Here is an 18,699-nt window from a genome sequence, read left to right as displayed (position 1 = left end):
CTCTCATGCCTTCCTCGGGTTGGGCCAATTGTGCGTCTCTTCTGTCGCATCACGACACCAACGATAGAAGGCATCATATAACGTCATGCCGGCTTCCAATTGCTCCAAGTCGTCGTTGAACATCCGCGAAAGCCCGAGCGAGGCTGCGAGCAGTCCGGATACTTCAGGTGCCAGGTCGGGTCGGGCGGTATCGGCGCCTCGAACGATGGTTGCAAGATGAAGGAGGGGCTCGGTGCCGAGGCCGAACTCTTCGATCATGACATCGAAGGTGCACAGCTCGCCGCGATGTCTCCAAAAGACATCCTCGATGTCGAAGGGCATCGCCTTGAAGCGATCAGCGACCGCTAAAACTTCAACTGCCGGGGCGAACAGAAAGATCGCTGACGGATCGATAAAGCGCCGGATCAACCATGGGCAAGCGATGCGATCGATCTTCGGCCGTGCTCTTGTGACCCAGACGGTTCGTCCCTTGGCATCTCGGGGCGGCAACTTCTCCTCGGGGACCAGTACACCCTTCGCGCTCCGCCACGCCTCGAAACCGCCTTCGAGAACCTCCGCCTCCTTTCCGAAGACACGAAGATAGGCAGCGACTCCGTGACCGAGTTTCTGTCCCTTCTGACAGAGGACGATGGCTGGCCCAGCCAGTTCGTTCGTCCAGTCGGTTACCGTTCGATAATCGCGACGGATCGAGCCGGGAATAAGACGGGGATCAGCAGCGAAATCCTCGTCGTTGCGGACGTCGATGATCGTCGGCGAGTTGGGCGTGCCGATAATACGATTCAGCTTGTCGGGTGTAATTTCCAGAAATGACGGCATAACGCGTCCTCCGTTGGCTCGGGTTCCAGGACGCGATTCTTCAGCCGTGGCCTCATGGGGTGATCGCAACCCCATGGACAATCTTCTGCCGGACGTGATCCAAATGTCAAGCCGAATAACCGCCTACCGCGCTCAGCAGACATTTTCTCAACTTCCGCAGCCGACTCCTATGGTGACCGTGACATGGCTGTCGCGGCAAAATATCTGCGATAGAGTACGCCGCGCCCCTATGGAGCGCGGCAGCCGGGATTACTCCCCGCGAGACTTCGCAGCCTTGCGCGCGGCCCTTGAGTTCGGCTTGCCACCCTTGGGAGGGCCGTCGTTCTTGGCGAAATTCGGCTTGCCGGGCTTCTTTGCCCAAGGCTTCTTGTCCGAACGCTCGGAAACTCTGCCCTCGCCTGCATGCGCCCGTTCCGGCTTGCGGTCGGACTTCCATTTCGGCTTGCCGCCGTCCTGTGGGCGGGCATCCCTGTCGGCGAAGGGCTTCGTCTTGCCGTAGGTTCCTTCCCGCTTCGCCTGCGAAAAATCCGGTATGCCAGCGAGCGGCTTGACGCGGATGCCTCTTTCCAAGGTCTTGTCCGGGCCGATGGCCGACAGGAAGCGTTCGGCGCCTTCTTGTGAAAATTCGACGAAGGTTTCCTCGGGCTGCATCTTGATTGCGCCGATGTCGCGCTTGGTCAGGTTGCCATTGCGGCAGAGCATCGGGATCAGCCAGCGCGGCTCGGCATTCTGCTTGCGGCCGACCGAGAGCGACACCCAGACGCCGTCGGTGAAGTCGTTGCGTCCGGCGGACGGCCCGTCGTGGTGAGTGACGGGGAAATCGTCGCGGCGTGGCTTTCTGCGCTCGCCTTCGGCGGGCACGTCCTGCAGTTCTTCAGGCGCGGAGTGGCCGGCCCGATATTGCCGCAGGAACGCAGCGGCAACCTGCTCGGCGCCATGGCGCTCCAGCAATTGTTGCACGATCGATTGCTCATCTTCAGCAAGCGGCGCGGCAAAGACCGGATCGGCGAGAAGACGCTCATCGTCACGCAGGCTCACCTCGTCGGCTGACGGCGGCTTTGCCCAGGTGGCGCGGATGCGGGCAGCTTCCAGCAGGCGTTCGGTACGGCGACGGGCGCTGAGCGGCACGATCAAGGCGCTGACGCCCTTGCGGCCGGCGCGGCCGGTGCGGCCGCTGCGGTGCAGCAGGGTTTCCGGATTGGTCGGCAGGTCGGCGTGAACCACCAGTTCCAGGCCCGGCAGGTCGATGCCGCGGGCGGCGACGTCGGTCGCGATGCAGACGCGGGCGCGACCGTCGCGCATGGCCTGCAACGCGTGTGTGCGTTCGCTCTGGCTAAGCTCACCAGAAAGCGCAACGACGGAGAAGCCTCGGTTGTTGAAGCGCGCCGTCAGATGGTTGACCGCGGCACGCGTCGAGCAGAAGACGATAGCGTTCTGCGCTTCGTAATAGCGGAGAACATTGATGATGGCGTTTTCCCTGTCGCTCGGGACGACCGTCAGGGCGCGATAGTCGATATCGACATGCTGCTTGGTTTCCGAAGCGGTGGCGATACGCACGGCGTCGCGCTGGTAGTTTTCGGCGAGCTTTGCGATCGAACGAGGCACGGTTGCCGAAAACATCAGCGTCCGCCGGTCGGCGGGCGCAGTTTCCAGAATGAATTCGAGATCCTCGCGGAAGCCGAGATCGAGCATCTCGTCGGCCTCGTCCAGCACCACGGCCTTGAGCCCGGAGATATCAAGCGAATTGCGGCGAATATGATCGCAAAGGCGGCCTGGCGTACCGACGACGATATGCGCGCCGCGCTCAAGCGCCCGCTTTTCGGTGCGCATGTCCATGCCGCCGACGCAGGAGGCAATGGTCGCGCCCGTCAGTTCATACAGCCATTCCAGCTCACGCTGCACCTGCAGCGCCAGTTCGCGGGTCGGCGCGATCGCCAATGCCAGCGGCGTGCCGGCCGGGCCGAAGCGCTCGGCACCTTCCAGCAGGCTGGGCGCCAGCGCCAGGCCAAAGGCAACTGTCTTGCCAGAGCCTGTCTGGGCCGAAACCAATGCATCCTTGCCGGCAAGGCCGGGATCGAGCATGGCCTTCTGTACCGGCGTCAGCGCTTCGTAACCGCGCTTTGCCAAAGCCTGGGCGATCGCAGGAGCGATGCCTTCGAATTCGGTMATATCTTGTCTTTCGGAATTCTTCGCGCGCCAGCCGGCGCGGATCGTCGTGGCCCGCACGTTGCAGGCCTCTTCTTCAGGCGTGCACATACTTGGTCGGCAAGCCATTGTACAGAGCAGGCGCGTATTTGTGCGGCGCACAACGAAAAAAAGGCAGCGGATGGCGCTGCCTTTGAGGTCTATGCTGCCTAACGAAAGCTCGAGTCAATCAACGTCATGTCTCGGGAGCCTCACGGCTCCAAGCCGTCCTAACTCATACGAACAGCCCCAAGTTGGACTTTACCTTTGACCAATCTCTCTTAACGCCGGGTTACCGCCGATAGGTCAGCGTTTGCCCATGAGTTTTAAGGGACTATCAGTTTTTGAGCTCCTCCAGCCCGGAAAAGAGGTCCAACGCCTCGGGATTGGCGAGCGCTTCCTTGTTCTTCACCGGCCGGCCATGCACGACGTCGCGGACAGCAAGCTCGACAATCTTGCCCGATTTCGTGCGCGGAATATCGGTGACGGCGATGATCTTGGCCGGTACATGCCGCGGCGAGGCGCCGGTGCGAATGCGGGCCTTGATCGCCTTGGCCAGATCTTCGGTCAACACCGCGCCCGCGGCCAGGCGGACGAAAAGCACGACACGCACGTCGTCATCCCAATCCTGGCCGATGCAGAGCGCTTCGAGGACTTCGGGCATCTGCTCGACCTGATTGTAGATCTCGGCCGTGCCGATACGCACGCCACCGGGATTGAGCGTTGCGTCCGAACGGCCATGGATGACCAAGCCACCATGCTCCGTCCATTCGGCAAAATCGCCATGGCACCAGACGTTGTCGAAACGCTCGAAATAGGCGGCGTGATATTTGACACGATCAGGATCGTTCCAGAACATCACCGGCATCGACGGAAAGGTTTTGGCGCAGACAAGCTCGCCCTTTTCGCCGCGCACCGGCTTACCCTCTTCGTTCCAGACATCGACGGCAAGGCCGAGGCCAGGCCCCTGGATTTCGCCGCGCCAAACCGGCTGCAAGGGATTGCCGAGCACGAAGCAGGAAACGATATCGGTGCCACCCGAGATGGAGGCAAGCTGGATGTCGTCCTTGATGCCCTCATAGACGAAGGAGAAGCCTTCCGGCGACAACGGCGAGCCGGTGGACGTCATCAGCCGCAGGCTGGAAAGGTCGTGCGACGTCTTCGGCGTCAAGCCGCTCTTGCGCACTGCATCGATATATTTGGCCGAGGTGCCAAACACGGCGAACTTCTCCGCCTGCGCATAGTCGAACAGGATATTGCCATCCGGCGCGAAGGGCGAACCGTCATAGAGGCAGAGCGTAGCGCCAGCGGCAAGCCCGGTCACCAGCCAATTCCACATCATCCAGCCGCAGGTGGTGAAGTAGAAGACCTTTTCGCCGGGGACCACGCCGCAATGCAGGCGGTGCTCCTTGATGAGCTGCAATAATGCGCCGCCGGTCGAATGGACGATGCATTTCGGCACGCCCGTCGTGCCCGAGGAAAACAGAATGAACAGCGGATGCGAAAATGGCAGCGGCACGAATTCGACGGACTTCGCCTCGAAGGGCGCGATGAACGCATCCAACGTTCTTGCATCCGGCGTCACAGCCGCGACCGCATCGGCATCGCCGGCGTAGGGAACAATGACGGCAGGCGCGCCGAGGCGCTGCGCGATGGCACTGACCTTTGCCGTCACATCCTGCAATTTGCCGCTGTACCAATAGCCGCTGCAGGCGATGAAGAGTTTCGGCTCGATCTGGCCGAAACGATCCAAGACGCCCTGCTCGCCGAAATCCGGGGAGCAGGAGGACCAGATGGCGCCGATCGAGGCGGCGGCCAGCATGCAGGCGATGGTTTCCGGCATATTCGGCATCATCGCCGCGATGCGGTCACCCTTGCCGATGCCAAGGGCGCGATAGGCCTGCTGCAGGCGCGATACCATGGCCGAGAGCCGATCCCAGGACCAGCGGTCGCGCACCTTGTCTTCGCCCCAGAAGACCAACGCATCGCCCTCGCCGCTTTTCGACAAAAGGTTCTCAGCGAAATTCAGCTCGGCATCGGGAAAGAAACGCGCCTCCAGCATCAGGTCGCCATTAATTAGCGCCCTTTCGCCGCGTTTTCCCTTGATGCCACAGAAATCCCACACTGCCGTCCAGAAGGTTTCACGGTCGGCAATCGACCAGGCATGCAGGCTGGCGAAATCGGAGAGCGAAAGGCCGAAGCGTCGGTTGCAGTCTTCCATGAAGACGAACATCGGGCTCTGCCGGCGAAATTCATCCGATGGCGTCCAGAGCGGCTGACTGTCTCGCATATTATCTCCTCCGGTTTTCGGCTTATATACCATGCTGCAGCGCATTATAAAGTCACTGAGTTGTCGGCATTCCCGCTGTACAATGTTTGCATCCGCCGATCATTTCCTATATCCGGCAAACGCAGGCATATCAGCGCTATCCGTATGAAAGTCTGAGTTGGATCATGAGAGCGTCGAGGAACAAGAAGTGGTTGATAACGATGCGATCGGCCTCGCGCTGGCTACCTGCCGTTGCGCGCACCACGGGTATTGTCCTTCTCACCATCATCATCGTCTTCGCCGTCTTCAGAGCAACCGCTCCTTTCCTGATTTCCAGCGGCCTGGTTCGCGCCGGCATCGAGAACGCGCTGTCGGACTGGACGGGATATCGCGCCCAGATCGAGGGCACGCCGACGCTGGAATTCTGGCCGACGCCGCGCGTGACGCTCAACCAGATCACCATCCGCGAACCGACGAAAAACGGCAAGGTGCTCGGCCACGTCGACAGCCTCTCGGCGGATTTCTCGCTGTTTGCGGCACTGCGCGGACGCGCGCATTTTCATGAATTCCATTTCGTGCGGCCGGTGATCTATATCCGGCGCGACGAGACCGGTCTGATCGACTGGACGAATGAGGGGCTGCTGTCCAAAGCAATCGAACGGGTGGAGACATCCTCCAACCAGAGCACGCCGATAAGCAAGGATCAGGATGCCGTCATCGGCATGCTGACCATCGAGGACGGCAGCGTCGAGATGACGGACGATCGCAGTGGCAATCTCTACAAGATGACCAGCGTCAATGCCGACATCTCCTGGCCGCGGCTGTCTGGGGCGATGACTGCCGTCATCCTGGCGCGGCTCAACGGTCAGGACGTCAAGATCGATTTCAATTCCGCCCAGCCCCTGCTGCTCTTTGCCGGCAAAAGCGTCGATGCGAAGACAAGCTTCTCCTCTTCGCTGATCAATTGGGCCTATACCGGCGCCACCAGTATTTCCAATTTTTCCGCGCTCGCCGGAAATCTGGATCTGAGTGTGCCGAATGTGCCCTCCTTCCTGACCTGGAGCGGAGAACATCTGCCGGGCGCCGATACGCTGCGAAACGTCTCCCTCAATGCCGACGTCGCGGCAATCCCGAATGGCCTTCGCTTCAACAATCTGAGCTTCAAGGTCAACGATTCCGCTGCCTCCGGCGTCATGGACCTAAGCTATCCCACGGGTGGCAAGCCGAAGATTTCCGGAACGCTCGCCTTCKACCAGATGAATCTCAATCCGTTCCTGGCAGCCTTCTCCATGCGGCTCGCTGCCGATACCGCCATCGACGCCTTGCTCAACGGCAATCCGCTGCAGCGCCTCGATTTGGATATGCGGCTCTCGTCGAACAAAGCCGTGCTCGGTCCCTTCCAGTTCGATGATATCGGCGCCAGCCTGCTGGTCGCGGGCGGCAAGGCAAAATTCGATATCGGCGATAGCGGCTTCGAGGGTGGAGAACTCACCTCGCATCTGGAGGTCACGCAAAATGACTTCGATGGCGGCGGCAAATTGCAGATCTCCATCCACGATGCCGATTTCGGCGGGCTGTTCACCCGGCTCAACCTTGTAGGGCCTCTGCCGCTGACGACCGGATCTCTCGATCTTTCGCTCAGCACTTCGAAGCCGATCTGGGCCGCCAATCTCAGCGATGTCGCCGGCAAGATGCATTTCACCTCGGCCACCGGTTCCTTCCGGCAGTTCAACATCTCCACCTTCCGTGCGCTTGCCTCCCAAAAGGGCTTTTTCCGGATGAGCGATATCGGCGATACATCCTTCGACTTCGACAGCGTCGATGTCGATGCGAGCTTTGCCAAGGGATCGGTCGAAGTTCACAGTGCCAAGATCGTAGGCCGCAACGAAACGGTGACGCTGAACGGCGTCATTCCCTTCCGCAGTAACGGACTGGCGCTGTCGGGCACGATGCAGGCAAGCAACCCGGCCAATGCGGCGGAGCTGCCAATGCTGCCCTTTTTCATCGGGGGCACCTGGCCGGACCCGGTGATCTCGCCGGTCACGACGCTGCTGCAAAAACCCGGTCAGCAGCCACAGCAACAATAGGCGCCACCTACGGCGGGCTTGCCCTATGCCGCGGCGGCCGCCTGCTCGTCCCTCTGGCGCTGTACTTCGCGACGCTTGGTCACGATCGAGGCGCAGATGACGCCGACGGTGACGACACCGATCAGGATGGTGCAGATGGCGTTGATCTCAGGCGTCACGCCGAGCTTCACCTGGCTGTAGATCAACATCGGCAAAGTCTTGGCGCCGGCCCCCGAAGCAAATGTGGCAATCACCAGGTCATCCAGCGACAGCGTCAGCGCTAGCACCCATCCGGAAAACACGGCCGGCGCGATGATCGGCAGCGTAATCTCGAAAAAGGTGCGCACCGGCGGCGCGCCGAGATCGAGCGCTGCCTCCTCGATCGAGCGGTCGAAGCTCAGAAGCCTGGACTGCACGACGACCGCGACGAAGCACATGGTCAGCGTCGTATGCGCCATGACGATCGTCCAGAAGCCGCGATCGAGGCCGGCGGTGACGAAGAGCAGCAACAGCGACAGGCCGGTGATGACATCAGGCATGACCAGCGGAGCGTAGATCATGCCGGAAAACAGGATGCGGCCGTTAAAGCGCGTGTAGCGCACCAGCGTCAGCGCCGCGAGCGTGCCGAGGACGGTGGCGATCGTCGCCGAAAACAGGGCGATGCGCACCGTCAGCCAGGCGGCGTTGAGCATGTCGTTGTTTCGAAGCAGATGGCCGTACCATTGCGTCGAGAAGCCGCCCCAGACCGTGACCAGCCGCGAGGCGTTGAAGGAATAGATGACCAACAGCAGGATCGGCAAATACAGGAAGGCGAGACCGAGTGTCACGGATACGATGTTGAAGCGGGACCAGCGGGTCATGGCTTACCTCCCCTTCTCATCGGCTTTCGCCTGTATATGCTGGAAGAAGACGATGGGCACGACCAGCACGAGCAGCAGGATGGTCGCCACTGCCGACGCCAGCGGCCAGTCGGTATTGCCGTAGAACTCGCTCCACAACACCTTGCCGATCATCAACGTTTCGGAACCGCCGAGCAGATCGGGGATAACGAACTCGCCGACCGCAGGGATGAAAACCAGCATGCAGCCGGCGATGACGCCGGGGATCGACAGCGGGAAGGTCACGCGCCAGAAGGCGCCGATCGGCGTGCAGCCGAGATCCTGCGCCGCCTCGATCAGGGTGCCGTCCATCTTTTCCAGCGAGGAATAGAGCGGCAGCACCATGAAAGGCAGATAGGAATAGACCATGCCGATATAGACGGCGGTATTGGTGTTCAGGATCACCAGCGGCTCGTGGATGATGCCAAGCGCCATCAGCAATTGATTGAGCAAGCCCGTCGTGCTCAGGATCGACATCCAGGAATAGACGCGGATCAGGAAGCTCGTCCAGAACGGCAGGATGACCAGCATCAGCAGCGTCGGGCGAATGCTGCGCGGCGCCTGCGCCATGCCGTAGGCAATGGGATAGGCGATGATCAGCGTCAGGATCGTCGATATGCCTGAAATCTTCAGGCTCTGGACATAGGCGTTGAAATAGAGCGGATCGCCGGCCAGCCAGGTGTAGTTGTCGAAGGACATGCTCTGCAGCTTGTCCCACCAATCGCTGAAACTGTCCGACCAATTGAAAGCCGGATCATAGGGCGGAACCGAGAGCGCCTTCGTCGACAGCGAAATGCGGAAGACGATCAGGAAGGGCGCGAGAAAGAAGATCAGCAGCCAGGCATAAGGAACGATGATGACGAGGCGCTGGTAGATGGATGAGCCGAGCGTCCTCATGATCAATCCTTCAGCAGCACGCCGGCATTTTCATCGAAGGAGACCCAGACGTCCTGATCGTAGGCGAAAGGCTCCTCGACAGCGCGTACCGCATTCAGCGACGAGGCCTTCACGACCTGCCCGCTCTTCAGCTTGACGTGGAGCACCGTCATGTCGCCGAGATAGGCAATATCCCAGATCTCGCCCTCTGCGGCATTGACCGAGGCGTTGGCGGGCGGCCGCGGCGTGACACGTAGCTTTTCCGGCCGAATGGCGAAGCCCGCACGGCTGCCTTCGGTGGGCATTTCGCCGGTTGCCGTGCGCAAGGTGAAGCCATTGTCGACGGCGATCTCGACCGTGCCGCTATTTGCGCGCGTGACATTGCCATCGAGAATGTTCACGTCACCGATGAAGTCGGCGACGAAGCGGGAATTCGGAGCCTCATAGATCTCCGCCGGCGTCGCCACCTGCACGACCCTGCCATGGCTCATAACCGCGATGCGGTCAGCCATGGTCATCGCCTCCTCCTGGTCGTGCGTCACGACGACGAAGGTGAGGCCAAGGCTCTGCTGCAGGTCCATCAGCTCGAACTGGGTTTCCTCGCGCAGCTTCTTGTCGAGCGCGCCGAGCGGCTCGTCGAGCAGCAGCACCTTCGGCCGTTTGGCGATCGAGCGGGCGAGCGCCACGCGCTGGCGCTGGCCGCCGGAGAGCTGGTTCGGCTTGCGCTTGGCAAATTGCTCCAGCTTCACGAGCTTCAGCATCTGCGCGACGCGTTCGGCGATCTCCGCTTTCGGCATGCCGTCCTGGCGCAGCCCGAAGGCGATGTTCTTTTCCACCGTCATGTGCGGGAAAAGCGCATAGGATTGGAACATCATGTTGACGGGACGGCGATAGGGTGGCGTGCCAGCAAGGTTCTGGCCGTCCAGCACGATCTCGCCCGTCGTCGGCTGCTCGAAGCCGGCCAGCATGCGCAGCAGCGTGGACTTGCCGCAGCCGGATGCGCCGAGCAGGGCGAAGAATTCGCGGTTGTAGATATCCAGGGAAAGATTGTCGACGGCGGTGAAATCGCCGAACTTCTTGGTGACGTTCTTGAAGGAAATATAAGGCTTTGCCGAAGGATCGGCCCAAGGAGCGAAGGAACGCCGGATATTGCCGAGAGACTTCATCATCTATCCCCGAAATGAATGCCGCTCCGGCTTTTCCCCATCCGGTAGCGCTTCAGATTTCATATTATTCCATCCAGAACTGCGCGCCCTGGATCACCATTGCACTAGAGCGGCAAAGCGTTTCACGGAATCGCTTTCCCGCTCTATCCTTGTTTTTGCGCATTCCGGACGGAAAACCGCTTCGCACTTTTCCTGGAATTGCTCCAAGGAAAGGCCCGGGCGTTTCCGTCCGGGCCTTTGTCTGACTTACTGACCGGTCACGACCTTGGTCCACAAGCGCGTCGCCAGGCGCTGCGTTTTCGGATCCCACGGCGTCACCGTGAACAGGTGCTTCATGATCTCATCGGTCGGATAAACTGCCGGATCCTCAAGGATTTCCTTGTTCACGAACTGCTGCGAAGCCTTGTTGCCATTCGCGTAGGCGACAAAGTTGCTGGCCTTGGCGATGACTTCCGGCTTCATGATGTAGTTCAGGAACGCATGCGCCTCGGCCACATGCGGTGCATCGGCCGGGATCGCCATGACGTCGAACCACATCTGCGCCTGTGCTGGGATCGAATAGTCGACATGGACGCCGTTCTTCGCCTCTTCGGCGCGGTTGCGCGCCTGCAATATGTCGCCGGAATAACCGAAGGCGAGGCAGATATCGCCGTTGGCGAGCGCATTGATGTATTCGGACGAATGGAACTTGCGGATGAAGGGCCGGATCGACGTCAGGAGCGCTTCCGCCTTCTTGAAATCCTCAGGCTTGGTCGAGTTCGGGTCGAGGCCGAGATAGGCCAGCGCCGTCGGGATGACATCCTTCGGCGCGTCAAGCATGTAAATGCCGCAATCCTTGAACTTGGCAGCGACCTTCGGGTCGAAGATCACGTCGAGGGTCGGCTTGTCGTCGGTGCCGAGGATCTGCTTCACCTTGTCGACATTGTAGCCGACGCCGTTGGTGCCCCACATGTAGTCGACGGCATATTGGTTGCCGGGATCATAGGTGGAGATGCGCTTCATCACCATGTCCCACATGTTGGAAATGTTTGGCAGCTTCGACTTGTCGAGCTTTTGGAACACGCCTGCCTTGATCTGGCGTTGCATGAAGTCCGCCGTCGGCACGACGATGTCGTAGCCGGTCTTGCCAGCAAGGAGCTTGGTCTCCAGCGTCTCGTTGGAATCGAACGTGTCGTAGACGACCTTGATGCCGGTTTCCTTGGTGAAATCGGCCAGGATCGAATCATCGATGTAATCCGACCAGTTGTAGATATTGACGACCTTGTCTTCGGCCTGAGCTGCCGTCACCAGCGAAACGGCGGCAAAAGCCGTTGCTGCCAGCCGTGCGAACATGGACTTCATGGTCTCTCCTGTTTGTTCAAGGGCATCCCGGCGATACCCAACCCTCTGTTTTTCCCGTCAGACTAGAAAGGAATTCCGAAGGCCACAAGGGGGAAAAGCAAGGCAGTATGAGCTTTGGCGGATTTGCCGAAAATCGGCAGGCGACACCCGCGGAAACGGCAATATGCGGAGCGCACGTGATTGTGAACGCAAGACCCGCTTCCCGCGTGAATGCCGGGATGAGCTTTGCTAACATCGGGCCGTCTCATCCTACAAATAGCCTCCCGCCTATTTCGCCGCCCTGCCCCAAGGGCAAAATCAACCCGCGTGTCCAAGGGTTTCCATCATGCAGTATCAAAAATTCGGCAATACCGGTCTCAGCGTCTCCCGCCTGTGCCTGGGCACCATGACCTTCGGCCTGCAGATCGAGCAGGAAGACATCGCGCATGCCATTCTCGACAAGGCGACCGATGCCGGCGTCAACTTCATCGATACGGCCGACGTCTATCCGCTCGGCGGCGGCGAACAGCTTGCCGGCCGCACCGAGGAGATCCTTGGCCGCTGGTTGAAGGGCAAGCGCGACCACTTCATCGTCGCCACCAAAGCGGTTGGTAAGGTCGGTCCCTCTCCCTGGGACCAGGGCGCATCGCGCAAGCACCTGCTCGACGCCATCGATGCGTCGCTGCGGCGTCTCGGCACCGATTACGTCGACCTTTATCAGCTCCATTCCGACGACCGCGAAACACCGATCGACGAAACGTTGGAGGCGCTCGACGTCATCGTGCGTTCGGGTAAGGCCCGCTATGTCGGTGTCTCGAATTTCCTTGCCTACCGGCTGGCGCTCGCACTCGGCCGCGCCGATGTCCTGCACACCGCCCGCTTCGTCTCCGTGCAGCCGCGCTACAATCTGCTGTTCCGCCAGATCGAGCGCGAGCTGTTGCCGCTCGTGGAGGAACAGCGCATCGCCGTCATTCCCTACAATCCGATCGCAGGCGGCCTTTTGACTGGCAAACACAGGCATGACGTCGCGCCGACGGAAGGCCGGTTCAGCTCGCAATTGCGCAGTGCCGGCGCCAACTATCTGCAGCGCTACTGGCACCAACGCGAATTCGAGACCATTGAGAAACTGCGCGGCATCGCCGATGAAGCCGGCCATTCGCTCACCCAGCTTGCCGTCGCCTGGGTGGCCGCCAATCCGGTGATCACCTCCGCCATCATCGGCGCCAGCCGCCCGGACCAGTTGACCGACACGCTTGCCGCCATCGACCTCAAGCTCGATCCGGCGCTGAAGGCAAAGCTGGACGACGCGACGGTGGAATATCGCTGGGGCGACGCGGCTCGCTGAACATTGGTCCGTTATCCGGGATCAAGATACCGGCGGCGACCATGGCCGCCGGTTTTCATATATAGGTAGGCCGGTTGCCGGCGAAGAGATCAGCATGGCTCTTCAGCAGTCGCGTCATGCGATCGACCACGGTGCGGATTTCGCGGCGATGGCGGTCGGCATCGTTCATGACGATCCACTGCCCGTGACGAAGCGACGCAACTTCCTCGCCGACCCGCTCCAGCCGCGGCTCCAGATCGCCAACGAAGCAAGGGAGAACGGCGATGCCCGCTCCCGCAAGCACGAGATCGTAGAGGGAGCGTGGCCGGTTAACGGTCACCGCGATCGCCTCGCGCTGGTTCTGATGCGGCCAGCGCAGGTAGGCGGAGATCGCATCCTCTTCCGCGACTGCGATCCAGCGTCTCGGCCCGGCGAAACGCATGTTGCGGGCTTGATAGGCCGCATAGGCGACATCGCCGGTCTTGACGGCCGCCAGATTGGTCTCCTCCGGCTCGAAGGCGCGGATGCCGATATCGCTTTCGCGATGGGCAAGGCTGGCACGGCGTTCGGCGAGATTCAGATCGATGCGGAAGCCGTCGCGTTCGGAGCAGATCGATGGCATGTTCTGGCTGAGCAGCCAGCCGACCCAGGTGCCCGCCGCGATCCGGACGATTGCCGCACCCTGGGCGTCGCGCTGCCAGCTCTCGATCTTACGCGCAGCCGCTTCCATCTCCAGCAGTTGATCGAACAGCTCCTGGCCGTCGCCGGTCAGCACATAGCCCGTCTGGCTGCGCTGGAAGAGCGAACGCCCGATCTGGCTCTCCAGGTCCAGCATGCGCCGGCCGATCGTTGCCGGGCTCAACCCGCTTGAAGATGCAGCGCCCGTCAGCCCGCCGCCGCGGGCGACATCGAGGAAAAGTTGATAGGAATCCCAAAGAGCATTTTTCATAACTGAAAAATATAAGGGGAAAATGGTCGTTTATAAAGAAAATTCCTCTGTGTAATTGAAGGGATGCCTCCCAATATGGAGACTTCCCATGATCGATTGCATCGCCTTAGCTAGAATTATCCAACTGGAGAACGACGCCCGCCAGGCGCAATGGCGCCGCAACGAGGACGCTTTCTATCAGGAATATGGCCGCGACCCCTGGGCGCTATTTACCTGGTTCGCGAACGCTCTCGATGCCGGCTATGCATGGTTCAAAACGAAAAAGGCGGACCGGCCTGATATCGGCCGGTCCGCCTGTGATGGTGACGATTGCTGCGGTCAGGCGGCTTCTGCTCGCATATAGCCCACGCCCTGCCCGCCTTCGATCTTGAACTGCTGGATGAGATAGAGCAGCGCGTCCGCTTCGGAGGCCAGTTCGCGGCTGGCCGCCGTGGTTTCTTCGACCATGGCCGCATTCTTCTGTGTCATCTGATCCATCTGGTTGACGGATGAGTTGACCCCCTGCAGCGCGCTTGCCTGGTCGTGGCTGGCGCGCGCGATCATTTCCACATGCTGGCTGATGGTGACGATCTGGCCGCTGATCTGGGCGAGCACGGAGCCCGCCTCCTGCACGAACTGCGAGCCGGAATTGACCTCGTGGGTCGATTTGTTGATCAGCCCCTTGATCTCCTGCGCCGCAGCGGCTGAGCGTTGCGCAAGTTCGCGCACCTCCATGGCCACGACCGCGAAGCCCTTGCCGGCTTCGCCCGCGCGGGCAGCTTCGATACCGGCATTCAAGGCCAGCAGGTTGGTCTGGAAGGCGATCTCGTCGATGACGCCGATGATCTGCTCGATCTGGCGTGAAGCATCTTCGATACGCCCCATGGCGTCGATAGCGTTACCGACGACGACGGAGCTGTCGTCGGCGCTGCGCTTGGCTTCGCGCACGATCGCATCCGCTTCCTTGGCGCGCTCGGCGGAGGAGCGGACGGTGACGGTGATCTCATCCACAGCGGCGGCGGTTTCTTCCAACGCGGCCGCCTGCTGCTCGGTGCGCTTCGACAGGTCCTCGGCCGAGGCTGCCATCTGGCTGCCGTTGCTCTGGATCATCTCGACATTGTCGCGCACCTGGCTGAGCGTCTGCTGCAGACGCGAGAGCGAGCTGTTGAAATCCTGGCGGAGCTGTTCGAGGCGGCCGATGAAGGGCGTTTCGATGCTCGAAGAGATATCGCCCTGAGCCAGGCGCTCGAGGCCGGCGGCAAGCTCGCTGACGGCGAAGTCGATCTGGCGGTCGAGCTCGCGCTTTTCGGCATCGTTGCGCTGGCGCTMGTGCTCGGCGGCGGTTCGTTCCTCGTCGCTCTGTTCTTCGATGCGGATCTTCGAGAGCGCGTTTTCCTTGAAGATACCGAGCGCGCGGGCCATGTCGCCGATTTCGTCGTAACGCTGCTCGCCGGAGATCGCGGTTTCCAGCATGCCGTCGGCAATGCGGCGCATGGCGGCGGTGATCTGACCGATCGGACGCTGCAGGGTCAGGACCAGGGCGATGCCGCCGGCGACCGAGAGGATAATGCCGAGCGTGGTAGCGAGGATCGAGATGTAGTTCGCCTGGTCGCGCTCCGTGCCGGCGCTTTGCTTCTGGGTTTCGGCAAAGGCGGTGAGCTGACCCCAGACCTGATCGAGCTGCTGGCGGGCGCTGGCATATTCGGTGATGCGCTGCGCGATGGTATCGACCAGCTTGCCACCGGCATCATCCATCGACTTGATCGCCGGACGGATGGCCTTGTCGATATCGCCGGCAAAATCCATGTTCTTGGCGCTCTGGTTCAGGGTATCCATGTCGCCGCCAAGCTTGGAGACTTCCTGACGCAGACGAACGAGATTGTCCTTGTTAGTATTGGTGGTGAAGTCGGCAAGCACGAGCTGCAGCGAATAGATCGAAGCTTCGAGACGGCGGGTGTCCTGCAGAATGGAATTGGTCTGGACGACACGAGCATCCAGTTGAACGAAGGTCGTGGTCGCCTGGCGCATCATCTGCGTCGCCGTGAGCTGCGTATAGGTAGACATCTGCCGGAAGCGAGAAAGCAATCGACCGATCGAGGTGATGGTATCGTCCGTCGGAGCATCGGCGCTTTCGGCGAAAGGCGTCAGATCCTTGATGGTGCCAGCCAGCGACTGCACGACGCTTTTCTGGTTCTGCGGCACAGCGAGATCGATCGCGCGTAGCGCCTTGTTGAGGTCAGGCAATCGGTCCTTGAGCAGCTTGACCTTGTCGGCAGGCGTTGCGGCCTTGTTGAAATCTTCGGCGACGGAGACGAGCGAATCGCCCCCCTTCAGCAGGCGGTCGGCGGCGCGCAACGTCGCGGTCGCGTCGGCCTCATCCTTGCGCATCTGGTCTTCCAACTGCTGACCATCGTAGTCGACATTGAAACGGGCGCTGATCAGCGCCCTCTGCGCGTCTTCGATCACCTTGCGAAAGGCGACTTCCTGCTCGTGCAATGTCCAGAGCTTGGCGACCACGTTCGAGGTGTCGGCGGTCTTGGTCGTCGCGTCCATCAGATTGTCGCGGCCCTCCGCTTCCTTGCCGAGCTGGGCCATCGTTGCGTTCAGAACGCCCTGCTGCGACTTGATATCCTGATAGAGCTTGTCGCGTTGCTGTTCGTTGGTAATGCGCAGGAAGTCATCCATCGAACCGTAGAGGTTCTTGAAGCCCGTCAGCGATTGCAGCACGCTGTTGGAAATTTCCATGCGCCCCTGCAGCAGGCCGGAAGCGTAGAGCCCGGTGAGGCCTACGGCGGAAATGCTGATGACGAAAGGCAGGACGAAGATCAGAACCTTCGTCTTGATCTTGAAACGGGACAGGATCTTGTCAATGAACATGGTGCCTCTGGCCTCTCATACGCCGCACTCACCCTGCCGACGCCGCCACGGCGCTGACCGGATACACAACCATCAATCTTAAAATTTTTCGCAGACGGGGTCCCAACCATGTCGGGAGGCAATCATTGCTTCGGCTCTACGTTGTAGAAGCACGCCCCAGAAAATCTTCGGGGATTGTGAGTTCGATTAATTAATTTTCGGATAAGGCGGCGTGCCAATGAGCGACAGGGCGTTTGATAGCGACAGAAAGCCTTGAAATGCAGGGATGCGAGGCCTCAGCCGAGAGGATGTCGGGCGTATGCACACATGACGGCCGCCGGGAAGGCGGCGGCCGAAGCCGATCAGGCCGATGATGTCAGAAGCTGCGCACCGCGAGGTAAGCAATGCAGGCAGCCGTGGCGCCGGTCGCCAGCATCAGCAGCCGGATGGCCACCAACTTGGCATTGTCACGGGTTTGAGCAATTGCAATAGCGCGAGCGCGACGTTGTGTTCTATTCATGAGCCTAAATCCCATTTTCGCACTGACACGATAACCGGCAAAAGGTCGTTCCGGCAACTGCCAATGTGGACAATAAAGATGTAGGAAAGGAAAATGCCGGAACCAGAGCCTAGCCGCAATTGTCGCACCCAGCGAATATTTGTCCGAAAGGTGTAGGATTCCTTGCCCGGCAGTTCTACTTCAGTAGCACCTCAACGAAGATGCTTCCGTTACGCGGCCGCGTGTGGCGTTGGACGAAGTCAAAGCGAGCGCTTCAAGCTGCCTCGCCGGCGACATGGCCCGAGGCCCAAGCCCACTGAAAATTATAACCGCCGAGCCAACCGGTGACGTCGACACATTCGCCGATGAAAAAGAGGCCGGGGATGGTTTTTACCTGCATCGTCTTTGAATCGAGGCAAGCCGTATCGACGCCGCCAAGCGTGACTTCTGCTGTCCGATACCCTTCGGAACCCGACGGCTTGACCGGCCAGGCCTGGACCGCGGCGGCAAGCTGCTGCAGGCGCCTGTCGGGTTGATCGGCCATATTGCCCGACATGCCCTCTCCCTCCGCGAAATGCTGCGCCAGCCGCTTCGGCAATATCTCCGCCAAAGCCGTCTGCGCCGATTGCCGGCCGTTGGCTTGGCGAGCTGTTTTCAGGGTGATGAAAATGTCGATTTCGGGCTCGATCGCGACGGTGATCTCATCCCCTTCCCGCCAGTAAGAGGAGATCTGCAGGATTGCCGGGCCGCTCAAGCCGCGATGGGTGAAAAGCAGGGCTTCGCGGAATGCGGTCTTGCCATGGCGGATTTCGGCAGGCGCGGCAATGCCGGCAAGCGGTGCCAGGCGCTGAAGAAGCTGGGGATCGAGGGTCAGCGGCACGAGGCCGGGGCGGGTCTCGACAAGCGGCAGGCCGAACTGTTCGGCGATGCGATAGGCAAAGCCGGTGGCGCCCATTTTCGGGATCGACTTGCCGCCGGTGGCGATGACCAGAGAGCTTGCCTCCAAAGCACCCTCCGATGTGGCGATCCGGTAGCCCCCGCCGGCGATCGGTTCGATGGCACCGAAATCGGTGCGCAGCCGTAACTCCACGCCGGCCGCCCGCATCTCGTCGATCAGCATGCGGATGATGTCTTTGGCGCTGTTGTCGCAGAAGAGTTGCCCGAGCGTCTTCTCGTGCCAGGCGATGCCATGGCTTTCGACCATGGCGAGGAAATCCCTTGGCGTGAAGCGCGCCAATGCCGATTTGGCAAAATGCGGATTGGCCGAGAGGAAGTTCTTCGGGCCAGCATGGATATTGGTGAAATTGCAGCGGCCGCCGCCGGAAATCCGGATCTTCTCGCCCGGCGCTGCGGCGTGGTCGAGCACCGCGACAGAGCGCCCGCGCTGGCCGGCGCGAATGGCGCACATCATGCCCGCGGCACCTGCGCCGAGGACGATAACATCATATCTGCCGGCCACGTTTCATTCCTTTACCCATTGCTGCGCCGCATCATCGCTTTTCCATCATATGGCGAAA

Annotated in this window: 14 protein-coding genes; 3 read left to right on the top strand and 11 right to left on the bottom strand. The window is 60.7% G+C overall.

Annotation, left to right across the window (positions count from 1 at the left end; genetic code table 11):
• Positions 1-3: 3 nt before the first annotated feature.
• The 3 genes from QD357_RS21750 to QD357_RS21740 form a co-directional block, all read right to left on the bottom strand.
• Positions 4-816, bottom strand: coding sequence for a chromate resistance protein ChrB domain-containing protein (locus QD357_RS21750; RefSeq protein ID WP_414125020.1), 813 nt, complete (start codon positions 814-816; stop codon positions 4-6).
• A 249-nt stretch (positions 817-1,065) separates the two neighbouring features.
• On the bottom strand, positions 1,066-2,985 hold the full coding sequence (locus QD357_RS21745) for a DEAD/DEAH box helicase (protein WP_107107235.1): 1,920 nt from the start codon (positions 2,983-2,985) through the stop codon (positions 1,066-1,068).
• A 352-nt stretch (positions 2,986-3,337) separates the two neighbouring features.
• Positions 3,338-5,290 carry an acetoacetate--CoA ligase gene (locus QD357_RS21740; RefSeq protein ID WP_107107077.1) on the bottom strand — a complete coding sequence of 651 codons (1,953 nt, stop codon included), beginning with the start codon at positions 5,288-5,290 and terminating at the stop codon, positions 3,338-3,340.
• Between the two features lie 164 nt (positions 5,291-5,454).
• On the opposite strand from QD357_RS21740, the gene QD357_RS21735 reads away from it, so the two are divergent.
• Positions 5,455-7,356: an AsmA-like C-terminal region-containing protein gene (locus tag QD357_RS21735; protein WP_414125019.1), complete on the top strand. Its 1,902-nt coding sequence runs from the start codon at positions 5,455-5,457 to the stop codon at positions 7,354-7,356.
• Between the two features lie 23 nt (positions 7,357-7,379).
• Here QD357_RS21735 and QD357_RS21730 read toward each other — a convergent pair whose 3' ends face one another.
• The 4 genes from QD357_RS21730 to QD357_RS21715 all read right to left on the bottom strand — a co-directional run bounded on the left by QD357_RS21730 (position 7,380) and on the right by QD357_RS21715 (position 11,587).
• Positions 7,380-8,195, bottom strand: a complete 816-nt coding sequence (locus QD357_RS21730; protein WP_107107076.1) for an ABC transporter permease subunit — start codon at positions 8,193-8,195, stop codon at positions 7,380-7,382.
• A 3-nt stretch (positions 8,196-8,198) separates the two neighbouring features.
• Positions 8,199-9,110, bottom strand: a complete 912-nt coding sequence (locus QD357_RS21725) for an ABC transporter permease subunit (RefSeq protein ID WP_107107075.1) — start codon at positions 9,108-9,110, stop codon at positions 8,199-8,201.
• A gap of 2 nt (positions 9,111-9,112) precedes the next feature.
• Positions 9,113-10,255 (bottom strand): ABC transporter ATP-binding protein, encoded by a 1,143-nt coding sequence (locus QD357_RS21720; protein WP_107107233.1) that lies wholly within the window; start codon positions 10,253-10,255, stop codon positions 9,113-9,115.
• Positions 10,256-10,501: 246 nt separating this feature from the next.
• Positions 10,502-11,587 (bottom strand): polyamine ABC transporter substrate-binding protein, encoded by a 1,086-nt coding sequence (locus QD357_RS21715; protein WP_245407419.1) that lies wholly within the window; start codon positions 11,585-11,587, stop codon positions 10,502-10,504.
• Between the two features lie 334 nt (positions 11,588-11,921).
• Here QD357_RS21715 and QD357_RS21710 point away from each other — a divergent pair, with 334 nt between their 5' ends.
• Entirely contained in the window at positions 11,922-12,920 is a 999-nt protein-coding gene (locus QD357_RS21710; protein WP_107107072.1) for an aldo/keto reductase, read from the top strand.
• Between the two features lie 55 nt (positions 12,921-12,975).
• Here the strand turns inward: QD357_RS21710 and QD357_RS21705 are convergent, their stop codons facing one another.
• Positions 12,976-13,848: a LysR family transcriptional regulator gene (locus QD357_RS21705; RefSeq protein ID WP_107107071.1), complete on the bottom strand. Its 873-nt coding sequence runs from the start codon at positions 13,846-13,848 to the stop codon at positions 12,976-12,978.
• A gap of 88 nt (positions 13,849-13,936) precedes the next feature.
• Between QD357_RS21705 and QD357_RS21700 the strand changes: the two genes are divergently transcribed.
• Positions 13,937-14,191 carry a hypothetical protein gene (locus tag QD357_RS21700; RefSeq protein ID WP_107107070.1) on the top strand — a complete coding sequence of 85 codons (255 nt, stop codon included), beginning with the start codon at positions 13,937-13,939 and terminating at the stop codon, positions 14,189-14,191.
• On the opposite strand, the gene QD357_RS21695 is transcribed toward QD357_RS21700, so the two are convergent.
• The 3 genes from QD357_RS21695 to QD357_RS21685 all read right to left on the bottom strand — a co-directional run bounded on the left by QD357_RS21695 (position 14,167) and on the right by QD357_RS21685 (position 18,641).
• On the bottom strand, positions 14,167-16,704 hold the full coding sequence (locus QD357_RS21695) for a methyl-accepting chemotaxis protein (protein WP_414125018.1): 2,538 nt from the start codon (positions 16,702-16,704) through the stop codon (positions 14,167-14,169). The genes QD357_RS21700 and QD357_RS21695 overlap by 25 nt on opposite strands.
• Positions 16,705-17,059: 355 nt before the next feature.
• Positions 17,060-17,203: a hypothetical protein gene (locus QD357_RS21690; protein ID WP_162950124.1), complete on the bottom strand. Its 144-nt coding sequence runs from the start codon at positions 17,201-17,203 to the stop codon at positions 17,060-17,062.
• A gap of 253 nt (positions 17,204-17,456) precedes the next feature.
• The gene (locus QD357_RS21685) at positions 17,457-18,641 is read right to left on the bottom strand and encodes an NAD(P)/FAD-dependent oxidoreductase (protein ID WP_107107068.1); all 1,185 of its coding nucleotides are present in this window, start codon (positions 18,639-18,641) and stop codon (positions 17,457-17,459) included.
• Between the last annotated feature and the right edge of the window lie 58 nt (positions 18,642-18,699).

Source organism: Rhizobium sp. BR 317 (assembly GCF_047445835.1).
Lineage (GTDB): Bacteria > Pseudomonadota > Alphaproteobacteria > Rhizobiales > Rhizobiaceae > Rhizobium > Rhizobium paranaense.
Note: the sequence above shows the minus strand (reverse complement) of the source record. Positions and strands in the feature narration are given on the sequence as shown.